The sequence below is a fragment of the Enterobacter sp. KB-221C9 genome (genome assembly GCF_041320715.1).
In the GTDB taxonomy this organism is placed as follows: domain Bacteria; phylum Pseudomonadota; class Gammaproteobacteria; order Enterobacterales; family Enterobacteriaceae; genus Enterobacter; species Enterobacter asburiae_D.
In genome coordinates this window covers 160941-174605 of record NZ_JBGIWG010000010.1, presented here as the reverse complement: position 1 = coordinate 174605, position 13665 = coordinate 160941, and the positions used below count along the sequence as shown (strand labels likewise).

At 55.6% G+C, this 13665-nt stretch carries 13 protein-coding genes; 7 read left to right on the top strand and 6 right to left on the bottom strand.

The genetic code is table 11. The features are described from left to right. Window positions 1-12: 12 nt before the first annotated feature. Window positions 13-1728 carry a SulP family inorganic anion transporter gene (locus AB8846_RS16200; protein ID WP_370733161.1) on the top strand — a complete coding sequence of 572 codons (1716 nt, stop codon included), beginning with the start codon at window positions 13-15 and terminating at the stop codon, window positions 1726-1728. Window positions 1729-1768: 40 nt separating this feature from the next. Here the strand turns inward: AB8846_RS16200 and dmsD are convergent, their stop codons facing one another. The 3 genes from dmsD to AB8846_RS16185 form a co-directional block, all read right to left on the bottom strand. Beyond that, window positions 1769-2383 (bottom strand): Tat proofreading chaperone DmsD, encoded by a 615-nt coding sequence (dmsD, locus tag AB8846_RS16195; RefSeq protein WP_370733160.1) that lies wholly within the window; start codon window positions 2381-2383, stop codon window positions 1769-1771. A gap of 93 nt (window positions 2384-2476) precedes the next feature. After that, window positions 2477-4915 (bottom strand): selenate/tellurate reductase subunit YnfE, encoded by a 2439-nt coding sequence (gene ynfE, locus AB8846_RS16190; RefSeq protein WP_370733159.1) that lies wholly within the window; start codon window positions 4913-4915, stop codon window positions 2477-2479. A gap of 131 nt (window positions 4916-5046) precedes the next feature. Beyond that, a complete protein-coding gene (locus tag AB8846_RS16185) occupies window positions 5047-5313 on the bottom strand; it encodes a DUF1161 domain-containing protein (RefSeq protein WP_029739394.1) in 267 nt (88 codons plus the stop codon). 104 nt (window positions 5314-5417) lie between these two features. On the opposite strand from AB8846_RS16185, the gene AB8846_RS16180 reads away from it, so the two are divergent. After that, complete coding sequence (locus AB8846_RS16180; protein WP_331412402.1) at window positions 5418-6128, top strand: YnfC family lipoprotein; 711 nt, start codon at window positions 5418-5420, stop codon at window positions 6126-6128. A gap of 166 nt (window positions 6129-6294) precedes the next feature. Here AB8846_RS16180 and speG read toward each other — a convergent pair whose 3' ends face one another. After that, window positions 6295-6855 (bottom strand): spermidine N1-acetyltransferase, encoded by a 561-nt coding sequence (gene speG / locus AB8846_RS16175; protein WP_047348678.1) that lies wholly within the window; start codon window positions 6853-6855, stop codon window positions 6295-6297. Next, window positions 6855-7193 (bottom strand): DUF1283 family protein, encoded by a 339-nt coding sequence (locus AB8846_RS16170; RefSeq protein ID WP_063145673.1) that lies wholly within the window; start codon window positions 7191-7193, stop codon window positions 6855-6857. Before AB8846_RS16170 ends, speG begins: the two co-directional genes overlap by 1 nt. A gap of 152 nt (window positions 7194-7345) precedes the next feature. Here AB8846_RS16170 and AB8846_RS16165 point away from each other — a divergent pair, with 152 nt between their 5' ends. From AB8846_RS16165 to AB8846_RS16145, 5 genes are all read left to right on the top strand, one after another. Then, on the top strand, window positions 7346-7672 hold the full coding sequence (locus AB8846_RS16165; RefSeq protein WP_032657499.1) for a YnfA family protein: 327 nt from the start codon (window positions 7346-7348) through the stop codon (window positions 7670-7672). Window positions 7673-7783: 111 nt separating this feature from the next. Beyond that, the gene (gene manD, locus AB8846_RS16160) at window positions 7784-8998 is read left to right on the top strand and encodes a D-mannonate dehydratase ManD (RefSeq protein WP_063145672.1); all 1215 of its coding nucleotides are present in this window, start codon (window positions 7784-7786) and stop codon (window positions 8996-8998) included. A 14-nt stretch (window positions 8999-9012) separates the two neighbouring features. Beyond that, on the top strand, window positions 9013-10032 hold the full coding sequence (locus AB8846_RS16155; protein ID WP_370733158.1) for a Zn-dependent oxidoreductase: 1020 nt from the start codon (window positions 9013-9015) through the stop codon (window positions 10030-10032). A gap of 73 nt (window positions 10033-10105) precedes the next feature. Next, window positions 10106-11473, top strand: a complete 1368-nt coding sequence (locus tag AB8846_RS16150) for an MFS transporter (RefSeq protein WP_370733157.1) — start codon at window positions 10106-10108, stop codon at window positions 11471-11473. A 220-nt stretch (window positions 11474-11693) separates the two neighbouring features. Further along, the gene (locus AB8846_RS16145) at window positions 11694-13157 is read left to right on the top strand and encodes a mannitol dehydrogenase family protein (RefSeq protein WP_370733156.1); all 1464 of its coding nucleotides are present in this window, start codon (window positions 11694-11696) and stop codon (window positions 13155-13157) included. Between the two features lie 43 nt (window positions 13158-13200). Here AB8846_RS16145 and ydfZ read toward each other — a convergent pair whose 3' ends face one another. Continuing rightward, complete coding sequence (gene ydfZ, locus AB8846_RS16140) at window positions 13201-13404, bottom strand: putative selenium delivery protein YdfZ (RefSeq protein WP_014883679.1); 204 nt, start codon at window positions 13402-13404, stop codon at window positions 13201-13203. Window positions 13405-13665: the final 261 nt, after the last annotated feature.

Sequence of the window (13665 nt, the reverse complement as noted above, 5' to 3'; positions counted from 1 at the left end):
CCGGAGAATAACGTGTTCGGAAAAGTTTTATTAAACTACATGCCAGGTTTACAAAATTTGTTAGCCTACGATAAAAACTGGCTAAAACAGGATGTTAAAGCCGGGTTATCCGTTGCGGCTGTCGCGCTACCCGTTGCTATTGCTTATGCTGAGCTGGCGGGGGTTGGGGCTATCGTGGGGCTGTATTCCTGCGTTTTACCGATGATAGCGTATGCACTGTTTGGTTCTTCACGTCAGCTTATTGTTGGCCCTGATGCCACGACCTGCGCGGTGATTGCGGCCGTCGTGTTTCCTCTTTCTGCGGGTAATCCCGAACTGCACTGGCAACTAACAATCATCATGACATTGATGATGGGCGGGTGGTGCCTGCTTGCCAGTAAATTTCGCCTGGGCGCACTTGCCGATCTGCTTTCTCATCCCATTCTTACGGGGTTGCTTAATGGCGTAGCCGTGACGATTATTGTCGGGCAATTAGGTAAGGTTTTGGGAATCAAGCTCGATCAAGCGCAGGTTATTGAGAAAATAATGGCCTTGCCAGGCCATCTTTCAGACAGCCATTTATTAACCATAGGGATCTCACTTTTAACGTTAATTATTTTAATAGTTATTAAAACGTATCGCAGCCACTGGCCAGCACCGTTGATTGCCATTGTGATGACTACGGTACTGGTGTGGGCCACGTCTGCGCAGCAGTATGGTATTGCCACGATTGGGGGCGATGGCTTCCAGCCTGGTTTACCCGTCGTTAACTGGGGGGCGTTCCAGCCCGGTCCGATGCGTGATTTAGTGATCCCGGCGCTGAACCTGGCTTTAGTTAGTTTTGTCAGCCTGATGCTGACCGCCCGCAGTTTTGCCGCAAAAAATGGCTATGAAATTAATGCTGATGCTGAGTTCAGAGCGCTGGGTATAGCGAACATTATGTCTGGGTTATCTCAGGGATTCGCTATCAGTGGAGCCGATTCCCGGACCGCGGTTAATGATTCCGTTGGTGGGAAAAGTCAGCTGGTTTCCATCGTCGCGGCCTTACTCATCGGTATCGTCGTGGTGTTTTTCACTCAGCCATTACAATTTATTCCGGTATCTGCATTAGGTATTGTTCTAATGTATGCCTCGTGGTCATTAATTGATTTACGTGGGCTATGGAACCTGAGGCGCAGAAATAAACAGGCATTTCGCCTGGCCTTCTTCACGTTTGGCTGTGTTTTAATTATCGGCGTTATCCAGGGGATCGGCCTTGCGGTGCTGCTTGGGCTGCTACAGTTCCTTCGTACAGTGTTTCGTCCCTCCGAGCACTTGCTGGGCACTGACGAAGATGGAATGATTCACTCATTAGGTAATACAACCGATATTAAAATGGTCCCGGGCGTGCTGATGTATCGATTTAACTCACCCTTGACCTATTTTAATGTGGCTTATTTTAAACGTCGGGTATTGAACCTGGTTGATGGCGCGGCCTTACAACCTAAATGGGTGGTCATTGATGCCGTTGCTTGCTTCACCTATTCAGACATCAGCGTTCTGGCAACCATTAATGAGTTAAAGCGTGACCTGAAAGGTCGACAGATTAAATTAATCCTTGCGGGCAGGAAAACGGAATTAACACGCTGGTTTAAAGAGAGTCGGCCAACAATGAATGATGATGACATGATTCTGGCGCCAGATCTCTATTTGGCACTTCGGTTCATTCAAAGCAAAGAGAGTGTGAGTGAATCAGGTGGAGAGGCATAGGTTAAAGGCTTGCCCGCCACCGGCGAGCAAGCCACACCCCTTAGCGATACAGCGTCTTTTCCGCAACCGGAATAAGCAGCCCGGATCGCCAGTCCGTAAGCGTCAACTGTGCGAGCCTGCCCAGCGCGGTATAAAACGGATGCCCGGCGTTGTCGACAAACACTGACAGAAAGCGGGTGCTCCACGGCAGCAGGTGCCACGCCAGAAGCTGATCGCACTCCGACTCGCGGCCATTCTCGGCCAGCCACGCCGCGAGCATTAGCAGCGTACCAAAGTGATCTTCCGGCTCATTCTGCTGCATCTCAAAAGCGATATTGTTCTCCCGCATCCACTGGCGCAGCGCGAGGGTCGAATCGCCAAACAGCACGGATTCGCGGTCGAGCCAGACGGAACCCCACGGCGGAGCGGGCAGGGCGTAAGGGCCAATAAACAGCCGTTGCCAGGCGTCCGTCAGCGGCTCATCGGAAGATGAGGCAAACGTATCGGCAACGGGCTGCAGCGCTTCCGAAGGCAGGGGCCAGTCCTGAACCCATTCGCCGGCGGTGAGCGCTTTCACCAGCGGCGCGGCCTGCTCGCTGTTGGGAGCGAAGTAAAACAGCGCGCCCAGCACCCGGGCGCTGAACGCGAACGATTCACGATGTGAGACGTCTTTCATTAAACCTTCCTTGCTCGCGCGGATGACGTCCGCGCGACTGTGTTAACCGATAATACTGACCATAGAATAAACCAGGGTCTCGTGTTTCACCCTTTACACCTTCTCAATCTGCACCAGATTGGTGTGCTGCGGGTTGCCTTTTGCCAGCGGAGAAGGTCGATGGGTCGTCAGCGTGTTGATGCATGAGCCGTGGTCGATACGATCGCCACTCATATTGGCATCGTGCCAGGCACCCTGGCCCATGGCGCTCACGCCGGGCATGATGCGCGGCGTCACTTTCGCTTCAATTCTCACCTCGCCGCGATGATTAAAGACGCGCACCGTATCGCCGCTCTTAATGCCGCGTTTTTCGGCATCGACAGGATTAAGCCAGACCTCCTGACGGCAGGCCGCTTTCAGCACGTCGACGTTACCGTAGCTCGAGTGGGTACGGGCTTTGAAGTGGAAACCGAACAGCTGCAGCGGGAACTGTGCGCGCTCGGGCGCATCCCATCCGTCAAAGGTTGATGCATAGACGGGCAGAGGGCTGATGGTCTCATCTTTTTCCAGATCCCAGGTGGACGCAATTTCCGCCAGCTTGCTGGAGTATATTTCAATCTTGCCCGATGGCGTTTTGAGCGGATTAGCTTCCGGGTTCTCGCGGAATTTTTTATAGGCTACAAAGTGTCCGTTCGGATCCTTGCGCTTATAAATGCCCATTTTTTTCAGCTCGTCATAGGACGGAAGCTTGGGGTCTTTTTCGAGCATTTTGGCATACAGGAACTGCAGCCACTCTTCCTGCGTGCGTCCTTCTGTGAATTTCTGATGGATATCCGGCCCGAGGCGTTTTGCCACTTCGCTCATGATCCAGTAGATAGGCTTACGCTCGAACTTCGGCGCGGTCACGGGCTGGAGGAAAATCAGGTAGCCCATATTGCCCGCATAATCGTTCGGAATGATGTCTTCCTGCTCGACGGTCATCAGGTCCGGCAGCACGATATCGGCGTACTTCGCTGACGAGGTCATGAAGTTATCGATGACGACAATCATTTCGCACTTGCTTTCATCCTGCAGGATATCGTGGGTTTTATTGATATCGGAGTGCTGGTTGATGATGGTATTACCCGCGTAGTTCCAGATGAACTTAATCGGCACGTCCAGCTTATCCTTGCCGCGCACGCCGTCGCGCAGGGCGGTCATCTCCGGCCCGCGGGCGATGGCGTCCGTCCAGCTGAAGCAGGAGATTTGCGTTTTGACCGGGTTATCCGGCAGAGGCATACGTTCAATGGTGATGGTGTAGGTTGACTCACGCGCACCGCTGTTACCGCCGTTAATCCCCACGTTTCCAGTCAGAATAGGCAGCATGGCGATGGCGCGGGACGTCAGCTCGCCGTTCGCCTGACGCTGTGGTCCCCAGCCCTGGCAGATGTAGGCCGGTTTTGCGGAGCCGATTTCGCGGGCAAGTTTGACGATACGATCCGCTGGAATGCCGGTAATGCGTGAGGCCCACTCCGGCGTTTTTGCCGTGTGGTCATCGCCCTGGCCGAGAATGTACGCTTTGTAGTGTGCGTTAGCGTGCGCGCCTTCCGGCAGCGTTTTTTCGTCGTAGCCAACGCAGTATTTATCGAGAAACGGCTGGTCGACCAGGTTTTCGTTGATTAATACCCAGGCAATACCCGCCACCAGTGCGGCATCGGTACCCGGACGGATCGGGATCCATTCATCTTCGCGTCCGGCTGCCGTATCGGTATAGCGCGGGTCGATAACGATCATGCGTGCGTTGGACCGCTCGCGAGCCTGCTCCAGATAATACGTAATCCCGCCGCCGCTCATGCGCGTTTCCGCCGGGTTATTGCCGAACATCACCACCAGCCTGGTGTTTTCAATATCCGAGGTGCTGTTCCCGTCGTTGCTGCCGTAGGTGTAGGGCATGGCGCAGGCGATTTGCGCCGTGCTGTAGGTGCCGTAGTGGCTCAGGAAACCGCCGTAGCAGTTCATCAGGCGCGCCACCAGCGAAGCGTAAGGGGAGGAGCGGGTGATATTGCCGCCGACAATGCCGGAGGAGTAGTTAATATATACTGCTTCGTTGCCGTATTTGGCCACCACGTCTTTCAGGCTGGCGGTGAGGGTGTTTAGCGCCTCATCCCATGTGATGCGTTCAAACTTGCCCTCACCGCGTTTGCCCACGCGTTTCATCGGGTAGTTCAGGCGATCAGGGTGGTTGATACGACGGCGAATTGAACGTCCGCGCAGGCAGGCGCGCACCTGATGGTTACTGTAAATATCCTCGCCGGTGTTATCCGTTTCGACCCAGTACACTTCATCGTCACGGACGTGCAGACGCAGCGCGCAGCGGCTGCCGCAGTTGACCGAGCAGGCGCCCCACACCACTTTATCTTCAGAGGGCTGGACGGCGTTCTTCACCGCGGCGGCGGCGCTTTTTAAACCAAAAGGAAGCGAGATCCCGCCAGCGGCAAGCGCCAGAGAACCTATAGCCGTAGATTTCACGAGAGTTCGACGGCTAATTCCGCCGTGATGTTCAGTATCGGACATGGCTCACCCCATCATTATAATTGCGTATTATTTTTCCCGAAATGATAACCGGGCTAATGATGGGGTGAGTGTTACTTATTTGGGGGTATTAGATCTTAATCCTCATCAAATCAAAGGGGATTGAGGGTAAATTACTGAGCTTCAGCAGCCCCGTTGCCCGTTCGGGTGTACAAAATTTTAAAGGTGTCGTTGGCGCAGTGGCCCACCACCTGCGTGCCCGCCTGATCGGCCTGGTCGTTTGGCACAATGCTCAGCGTAAAACCTGATTCAGGCACGCCGTTGTTGATAATCTTCTGCTGAATGTCGCTTTTCACGCGCTCGCAGGAATCCGGTGCCGCCAGCGCGGCCGTTGAGGCACTCATTAACAGCAGGGCGGTAATCCAGGGTAACCGTTTCATCTGTAGCTCCTTTTCTCTGTGTAGAGATTAATTTTAGCAGGCTTCGTGTAAACAACTGTATTTGCTAATATGATTGGGAATAATCTCCCTTTACGGTAATAAATGTGAAGAAATACGCAGCGATAACGCTACTGGCAGCAACACTGGTGGGGTGCGACAACAGCTCCGCGCCGCTGTCGTTTACGCCAGAGATGGCGAGTTTTTCCAACGAATTTGATTTTGACCCTCTGCGCGGCCCGGTCAAAGACTTTACCCAGACGCTGTTCAACGATAAGGGCGAAGTGTCCAAGCGGGTCACCGGCACCGTGTCGACGGAAGGGTGTTTTGATACGCTGGAGCTGCACGACCTGGAGGCCAACACCGGCGTGGCGCTGGTGCTGGATGCCAATTACTACCTTGATGCGGAAACCCAGCAGCGAAAAGTGAAGCTGCAGGGGAAATGCCAGCTGGCCGAACTGCCGTCAGCCGGGGTGACGTGGGATACCGACGACAACGGTTTTGTGGTGGCGGCGCACGGCAAAGAGATGGAGGTGAAGTATCGCTACGATGCGGATGGCTACCCGCTGGGCAAAACCACCGTCTCAGGGGATCAGCATCTGTCCGTCCAGTCGACGCCGTCTAAAGATGTTCGCAAAAGAATGGATTACTCGGCGGTGAGCATGCTGAATGACAAGCCGATGGGCAACGTCAGGCAGAGCTGCGACTACGACCGACACAACAACCCGGTGAGCTGCGATCTGACGATCACCGACGACAGCGTCAAACCTGCCGTTGAGCACAAGTACACCATCAAAAACACGATTGAATATTACTGAGAATAAAGTGCATTTTGTGAGTTTCGCCCGGCGGCGCTACGCTTGCACAGGCCTACAGGGAAACGTGCAAGGCATTGATACTCTTGCATAATGTAGGCCGGGTAAGCACAGCGCCACCCGGCCAGAAAGACAGCTCAATGGTTTATGACAAGGTTTATCATCAATCTCACTGCGCGGTAGGTTTCAGCAGGCTGGCGCCTGACGGCTTGTGCCCGGCCAAGTGCTGATGCTGGAAGATGCACATGCGAATGGTGTTGCGGTATTCACCGTTGATAAAGAACTCGTGAATCAGCTCGCCTTCCACCATAAAGCCCAGCTTGCGGTAGATATGGATCGCTTTCTCGTTCTCTTTGTCCACAATCAGATAGAGCTTGTAGAGATTCAGAACGTTGAATCCGTAATCCATTGCCAGCTTCGCTGCCCGTGAGGCAAGGCCTTTTCCCTGATGCTCAGGGGAAATAATGATCTGAAACTCCGCCCGACGGTGAACATGGTTGATTTCAACCAGCTCCACAAGTCCGGCTTTTTCGCCTTCACACTCCACCACAAAACGACGTTCACTCTGATCGTGAATGTGTTTATCGTAGAGATCGGACAGCTCAACAAAGGCCTCGTAGGGCTCTTCGAACCAGTAGCGCATCACGCTGGCGTTATTGTCGAGCTGGTGGACGAAGCGCAGGTCTTCACGCTCCAGCGGACGGAGCTTTATATCGCAGGGCGCCGACATTACGGGGCTACCGTGCGGCCAGTGCGGCGATCCAGGCAGCGCAGGGTGTTTGGCTCCCAGTAGGCATTGACGTTCGCACTTTGCTGACACTTATCGCGCGCGTCAAAAGCGACATCTTCTTTGTCCCACTCTTTTTCAGCACGTTTGTTGACCTTCTGACGAAGGCTGCGGGTGTCATTCCATTGTTCTTTGTCCATGGCGGCGTTCTGGCGGCTTTGCGCGCTGTCACCAGACTCAATAACGAGCTTGCTGGTTTCCGCTGTCGCAGAGGCGGCAAAGGCGAACGATGACAGCGCCAGCAGGGCTGTCAGACAAAGGCGTTTGCTTAATGTGGTCATAGCGTTTCCTTTTAAATGGGTGCAGATAATCAAGTTACCCCGTACAGATTCTACACCAAAGAGAAATGACGGCATACCCGCGGGGCAAGTATGGAAAAGTAAAGGGCATTATCAGGTATGATGTCTAAATAGATCCTCACCTGACGTTAACTATGCTCAAAACGACGCTGCTTTTTTTTGCTACCGCGCTCTGCGAAATCATCGGCTGCTTCCTGCCCTGGCTCTGGCTGAAGAAGGGGGGATCCGTATTGCTGCTCATCCCGGCAAGCGTCGCGCTGGCCCTGTTTGTCTGGCTGTTAACGCTGCATCCGGCTGCCAGCGGCCGCGTCTACGCTGCTTACGGAGGTGTCTATGTCTGTACCGCGCTGCTGTGGTTACGCGTAGTGGACGGCGTCAAACTCAGCGCGTACGACTGGGCCGGCGCGCTGGTTGCCCTGTGCGGTATGCTGATCATTGTGGCGGGATGGGGGCGCGCCTGAGCCCCCGGGTTTTGTGATCGCTAGCTGATTTTGTGATCATTATACTTGTATGGTAGTAGGGTTGATGGGTAAATTTCCAGCATCACAACGAACGATGTAAGGAAAGGAACTATGAAGATTGTCGCGGCTGACGTGTTTGTTACCTGCCCGGGGCGCAACTTTGTCACCCTTAAAATCACCACCGATGAGGGGATTGTCGGCCTCGGTGACGCTACGCTGAACGGACGCGAGCTCTCCGTGGCCTCGTACCTCAAGGATCACCTTTGCCCCCAGCTGATTGGCCGCGATGCGCACCGCATCGAAGACATCTGGCAGTTCTTCTATAAGGGCGCCTACTGGCGTCGCGGCCCGGTCACCATGTCGGCCATCTCCGCCGTGGACATGGCGCTGTGGGACATCAAAGCCAAAGCGGCCAACATGCCGCTCTACCAGCTGCTGGGCGGTGCATCCCGTGAAGGGGTGATGGTCTATTGCCACACCACCGGCCACACGATTGACGACGTGCTGGAAGACTACGCCCGTCATAAAGAGATGGGCTTTAAAGCGATCCGCGTGCAGTGCGGCGTGCCGGGCATGAAAACCACCTACGGCATGGCCAAAGGGAAGGGGCTGGCCTACGAGCCTGCGACCAAAGGCGACTGGCCGGAAGAGCAGCTGTGGTCCACCGAAAAATACCTCGACTTCACACCGAAGCTGTTCGACGCGGTGCGCAGTAAATTCGGCTTTAATGAACATCTCCTGCACGACATGCACCACCGCCTGACGCCTATCGAAGCGGCGCGCTTCGGCAAGAGCATTGAGGAATTCCGCATGTTCTGGATGGAAGACCCAACGCCTGCGGAAAACCAGGCTTGCTTCCGCCTGATCCGCCAGCATACCGTCACGCCAATTGCGGTGGGGGAAGTGTTTAACAGCATCTGGGACTGCAAGCAGCTCATCGAAGAGCAGCTCATCGACTATATTCGCACCACCATTACCCACGCGGGCGGGATCACCGGGATGCGTCGCATCGCGGACTTCGCCTCGCTCTACCAGGTGCGCACCGGCTCGCACGGCCCGTCGGATCTCTCGCCTGTCTGCCACGCCGCCGCGCTGCATTTCGACCTGTGGGTGCCGAACTTCGGTGTGCAGGAGTACATGGGTTATTCCGAACAGATGCTGGAAGTCTTCCCGCACAGCTGGCGCTTTGATAACGGCTATATGCATCCGGGCGACAAGCCGGGGCTGGGCATCGAGTTTGATGAAAAACTGGCGGCGAAATACCCCTACGATCCGGCCTATCTGCCGGTGGCCCGTCTTGAAGACGGCACGCTGTGGAACTGGTAAACGAGGAGCGAACGATGAAAAGCGTAGTGATTCAACAGCCGAACGAACTGGTGATTGAAGAGCGGCCACGCCCGGAGCCAGGCGCAGGCGAAGTCCGCGTCAAAATCACGCTGGCGGGGATCTGCGGTTCGGACAGCCACATCTATCGCGGCCATAATCCGTTTGCGAAGTACCCACGCACGATCGGCCACGAGTTCTTTGGCGCGATCGACGCCGTAGGCGAGGGCGTAGACAGTGCCCGTCTGGGCCAGCGCGTCTCGGTTGACCCGGTGATCAGCTGCGGACGCTGCTACCCGTGTTCCGTCGGAAAACCGAACGTCTGCACCTCGCTGGTGGTGCTGGGCGTACACCGCGACGGGGGCTTTAGCGAATATGCGACAGTGCCCGCTAAAAATGCCTGGCCTATCCCGGATGACATTCCTGATAAACACGCCGTCATGGTTGAGCCCTTCACCATCGCCGCCAACGTGACGGGGCAGGCCAACCCTACCGAGCAGGACGTTGCGCTGATTTACGGCGCGGGCCCGATGGGGCTGGTCACCGTGCAGGCGCTGAAAGGCGTCTATAAGGTGAAGCAGGTTATCGTGGTTGACCGCATCGATGAACGCCTGAAAATGGCCCAGCGCAGCGGCGCGGACTGGGTGTTGAATAACGGCGAGCAGTCGCTGCAGGCCGCGCTGGACGAAAAGGGCATCAAACCGACGTTAATCATTGATGCCGCCTGTCATCCGACGATTTTGCAGGAAGCGATAACTCTGGCCTCACCGGCGGCGCGCATCGTGCTGATGGGCTTCTCCAGCGAGCCGAGCCAGATTGTCCAGCAGGGCATCACCGGCAAAGAGCTGGCGATCTTCTCCTCGCGCCTCAATGCCAATAAATTCCCGGTCGTCATCGACTGGCTGAAGAAGGGGCTGATCGACCCGGAAAAACTGATCACCCATACCTTTGACTATCACCATGTAACAGACGCCATTGAACTGTTTGAGAAAGACCAGCGGCAGTGCTGCAAAGTCTTGCTCACGTTCGGCCAATAATCATTTACGCGGTTAAGAGCCTGCGCAGACAGGCTCTATGTGGTACGCATCTTACCTTTCAGAGATAGCCATTATGACGCAAGCACAACCTCAAAGAACCACCTCCGATCTGGTGAAAGCCGCCGTTTCCGGCTGGCTGGGCACCGCCCTGGAGTTTATGGACTTTCAGCTTTACTCGCTGGGAGCCGCCCTGGTCTTTCATGAGATCTTCTTCCCGGAACAGTCAGCCGCGATGGCGCTGATCCTTGCGATGGGGACCTACGGCGCAGGCTACATAGCACGTATTGTCGGCGCCTTTATCTTTGGTCGAATGGGCGACAGCATTGGTCGTAAGAAGGTGCTGTTTATCACCATCACCATGATGGGGATCTGCACCACGCTGATTGGCGTCCTGCCAACCTATGCGCAGATCGGGATTTTTGCCCCGGTTCTGCTGGTGACGCTGCGCATTATTCAGGGGCTCGGGGCAGGGGCGGAGATTTCTGGTGCCGGGACCATGCTGGCGGAGTACGCGCCGAAAGGGAAACGCGGCATCATCTCCTCGCTGGTAGCGATGGGCACTAACTGCGGAACGCTGAGCGCCACGGCGATCTGGGCGGTGATGTTCTTTGCCCTCGATCGTGAAGAGCTGATTGCCTGGGGCTGGCGCGTGCCGTTCCTCGCCAGCGTCGTGGTGATGATCTTCGCCATCTGGCTGCGTATGAACCTGAAAGAGAGCCCGGTCTTTGAGAAAGTGAACGATGCACAAACCGTGCAGCCGGACACGTCGCTCGGTTCAATGGTGAAAAGTAAATCCTTCTGGCTGGCGACCGGGCTGCGCTTTGGTCAGGCGGGCAACTCGGGCCTGATCCAGACGTTCCTTGCGGGATATCTGGTCCAGACGCTGCTGTTCGATAAAGCCATCCCTACCGATGCGCTGATGATAAGCTCCATTCTCGGGTTTATCTCCATTCCGCTGCTGGGCTGGCTTTCGGATAAAGTGGGACGCCGTCTGCCGTACATTATCCTCAATATCTCCGCCATTCTTCTCGCGTACCCGATGCTGTCGATTATCGTTGATAAGAGCTATGCGCCGGGGACAATCATGCTCTCTATCATCGTTATCCATAACTTCGCCGTGCTGGGGCTGTTTGCGCTGGAAAATATCACCATGGCGGAGATGTTTGGCTCGCGAAATCGCTTTACCCGTATGGCTATCTCGAAAGAGGCGGGCGGTCTGGTGGCGGTGGGCTTTGGTCCGGTACTGGCGGGGATTTTCTGCAATATGACCGGCTCCTGGTGGCCGATTGTCGCCATGCTGGTGGTCTATTCCGCGATTGGGCTGGTCTCGGCGATCCTGATGCCGGAAGTGCGCGACCGTGATTTGAGCGCGGCGCAAGACGCAGCGGAATCCGCGCCAGAAGAGAGTGTGGGTTACGGCGCGATCTCTTCGCGACGCTAATGGTTTATAGCTTTCGTGACTTATCACACAACTTTATGTTTATGTCACACCACATGAGCAAAAGTTAATATAAATCAAAATCTCTAACGGCAGTATCAGTATGGTTGATGGCAGTTATTTTTTTACCCCAACTGCCATTCTAGTTGGTGTAGTCAGCAGGCGCTGCCGCTTCAGAAGGCGCGGCAGCGATCCACAGCTTTCTAATTAACGAGTCTTAATCATGGAAAACACCTTATTACAGGCCAACGCGACGCTGCCTCAGTACGATCGCGACAGCCTTAAAGCACGCATTGTACATTTAGGCTTCGGCGCATTTCACCGCGCGCATCAGGCGGTGTATGCCGATATTCTCGCCGCTGAGCACGGCAGCGACTGGGGCTACTGTGAGGTTAACCTGATTGGCGGCGAGCAGCAGATTGCCGATCTGAACGCGCAGGATAATCTTTATACCGTGGCGGAGATGTCTGCCGATGCATGGACATCTCGCGTGGTTGGCGTGGTCAAAAAGGCCCTCCACGCGCAGGTTGACGGGCTGGAGACCGTTCTGGCAGCGATGTGTGAACCGCAGGTGGCGATCGTTTCGCTGACCATCACCGAGAAAGGCTACTGCCACTCGCCGGCGACGGGGCAGCTGATGCTCGATCACCCGTTTATCGTCGCCGACCTGCAAAATCCGCACCAGCCGAAATCTGCGCCGGGCGTGGTGGTGGAAGCGCTCGCGCGTCGCAAAGCGGCGGGTCTGCCTGCGTTTAGCGTGATGTCCTGCGACAACATGCCGGAGAACGGCCACGTGATGCGCAATGTGACCTGCGCTTACGCCCGTGCGGTAGACGGCGAGCTGGCGGACTGGATAGAAGCTAACGTTACGTTCCCGTCAACCATGGTGGACCGCATCGTGCCCGCGGTCACTCCCGATACGCTGGATAAAATCGAACAGCTGACCGGCGTGCGTGACCCGGCGGCAGTAGCCTGTGAACCGTTCCGCCAGTGGGTAATCGAAGACAACTTTGTGGCAGGACGTCCCGAGTGGGAAAAAGCCGGCGCCGAGCTGGTGTCAGACGTGATCCCGTTTGAAGAGATGAAGCTGCGCATGCTCAACGGCAGCCACTCGTTCCTGGCGTACCTGGGCTATCTGGCCGGATACCAGCATATCAACGACTGTATGGAAGATGAGCACTACCGCTTCGCCGCGCACGCGCTGATGCTTAACGAGCAGGCCCCCACGCTGAAAGTGAAGGGCGTTGATTTAGGCCGTTACGCCGATCTCCTGATTGCCCGCTACAGCAACCCGGCCCTGCGCCATCGGACATGGCAAATCGCGATGGACGGCAGCCAGAAGCTCCCGCAGCGTATGCTGGACTCCGTGCGCTGGCACCTGGTGCACCAGAAACCTTTCCCTCTGCTGGCGCTGGGTGTGGCAGGGTGGATGCGCTATGTCGGCGGCGTGGATGAGCAGGGTAACGCCATTGACGTGAGCGATCCTCAGCTGGCGGTGATTCAGGCGGCGGTGAAGGGAAGTGCGGAAGGGGAAAGTCGGGTTAACGCGCTGCTCGGCATTGAGGCCATCTTTGGTAAAGAGTTACCGCAGGAGCCGCGCTTTGTTGCTGCGGTGATGACCGCGTACCGGTCGCTGCTGCAACAGGGCGCGAAAGCAACCGTGGCGCAGTACGCATCCCAACGGTAATTCAGCACATGCCGCCGCGTGCGGCGGCATGTCTATGCACAGCTTAGTGCATTCCCAGGCGAATCAGCTCAATCGGCTCGAACTTACCTTCGCATCCTTCCACTTCAACCGTTTTGCTGCGGCGCACCTGTGCGGCGTCCAGCCCGTCGCTGTGGATCGCTTTAATCACGCCAGTTTTGCCTGTGCCGCTAATCATGACGCGGCTGCCGGTGGTGATTGCATTGCGGTTACGGTCGTATGTCATCATGGTATTTTCTCCTCTCTAACCTGTTCGTTACGGCGCTATTTCAGGTTTGCCGTTCACGGGGCATATAAATACGCCTGTACGCACTTCATGTTTTTGTTTTTGATCAAACTCACACTTTTTTCTTTATTTCGTCGGGCGCTGACGGTTCACGACGGTAATTTACAAAGCAGACCGTTATTTTCATTAACTGATAGTTTCGCCAGGGAAGCGTTGAGGGTTGGTTTATATTTCTGATGTCATTCTGGGTGCAGGAAATAACCC

Coding starts and splice junctions, on each gene's coding strand:
- ydfZ (WP_014883679.1), bottom strand. CDS start 13,404: ATGATGACATACGACCGTAACCGCAATGCAATCACCACCGGCAGCCGC.
- AB8846_RS16185 (WP_029739394.1), bottom strand. CDS start 5,313: ATGAAACGGTTACCCTGGATTACCGCCCTGCTGTTAATGAGTGCCTCA.
- AB8846_RS16170 (WP_063145673.1), bottom strand. CDS start 7,193: ATGACCACATTAAGCAAACGCCTTTGTCTGACAGCCCTGCTGGCGCTG.
- AB8846_RS16165 (WP_032657499.1), top strand. CDS start 7,346: ATGCTCAAAACGACGCTGCTTTTTTTTGCTACCGCGCTCTGCGAAATC.
- AB8846_RS16155 (WP_370733158.1), top strand. CDS start 9,013: ATGAAAAGCGTAGTGATTCAACAGCCGAACGAACTGGTGATTGAAGAG.
- speG (WP_047348678.1), bottom strand. CDS start 6,855: ATGTCGGCGCCCTGCGATATAAAGCTCCGTCCGCTGGAGCGTGAAGAC.
- dmsD (WP_370733160.1), bottom strand. CDS start 2,383: ATGAAAGACGTCTCACATCGTGAATCGTTCGCGTTCAGCGCCCGGGTG.
- AB8846_RS16150 (WP_370733157.1), top strand. CDS start 10,106: ATGACGCAAGCACAACCTCAAAGAACCACCTCCGATCTGGTGAAAGCC.
- ynfE (WP_370733159.1), bottom strand. CDS start 4,915: ATGTCCGATACTGAACATCACGGCGGAATTAGCCGTCGAACTCTCGTG.
- AB8846_RS16145 (WP_370733156.1), top strand. CDS start 11,694: ATGGAAAACACCTTATTACAGGCCAACGCGACGCTGCCTCAGTACGAT.
- manD (WP_063145672.1), top strand. CDS start 7,784: ATGAAGATTGTCGCGGCTGACGTGTTTGTTACCTGCCCGGGGCGCAAC.